Origin of the sequence: Planomonospora parontospora, assembly GCA_014647935.1 — a bacterium.
Taxonomy (GTDB): Bacteria; Actinomycetota; Actinomycetes; order Streptosporangiales; family Streptosporangiaceae; genus Planomonospora; species Planomonospora parontospora.
Genome location: BMQD01000099.1, coordinates 1 through 841 on the forward strand (window position 1 = coordinate 1; position 841 = coordinate 841).

Here is an 841-nt window from a genome sequence, read left to right on the forward strand (position 1 = left end):
CTCGCGGCGCCGCTGGAGGTCATCCTCACCACCGCCCGCTGGCTGACCGCCGAACTCGCCGGTGCGGGTGAGAAGGTCCTGCGCGAGCTCCACGACGAACTGCGGGAGGACACCGGCGACGGCCCGGTCCGCCTGGCCGACCTTTGGTACCTCGCCCAGGGGCTGCTGTTCGCCCCGGGCGCGGGCCCGTTCCACGCGGTGTCGGAGGACTTCACCCGGCGCTGGGCCGAACTGATCGGCGTACGGCCCGCGGCCGAGGGCGGTGCCCGCGTCCGGTTGTCCGCCGCCGACCTCGCCGAGGCGGTGGCGCGGCTGTTCCCCGCGCGGCGGCCGGGCTGGTCCACCGCCCGGTTGCACAGCCCCGACCTGCAGATCTGCGCCACCGACGTCGAGGCGATCAACCGCGGCGACCACCTGGTGGTCCTCGGTGAGCTGCACCCGGCGTGGACGCCGTTCGACAGCGCGCTGTTCAGCCCGTTCCACCCCGACCCCGACCGGCTGCGCGCCCACTACGACCTCGATCTGGGTCCGGACCGGATCCGGATCCTGTATCCGGAGGACTACCCCCGCAACACCGGCCGCGCCGCCCATGGCCTGGACGGCCCCGGTGACCGGCAACTGGGCGTCGACAGAGCCCGGGGCGCCGACCCGGACCGGTTGCTGCCCGCGACCGCGGTCACCGTCTCGGACGAGGACGGCGAGTTGGTCGCCACGGCCCCCGACGGGCACCGGTGGCCGCTGATCGAGATGTTCGCCGGGATGCTCAGCACGCAGCTGATGGACGCGTTCAAGCTCGCGCTGCCCGTCCCGCACGCCCCCCGGATCACCATCGACCGGCTGG

1 pseudogene is annotated in these 841 nt (G+C 74.2%); it reads left to right on the forward strand.

Features of this window, described 5'->3' with window-relative positions:
- A pseudogene (locus IEZ07_RS35290) lies at positions 1–841 on the forward strand (lantibiotic dehydratase); the annotation flags it as partial.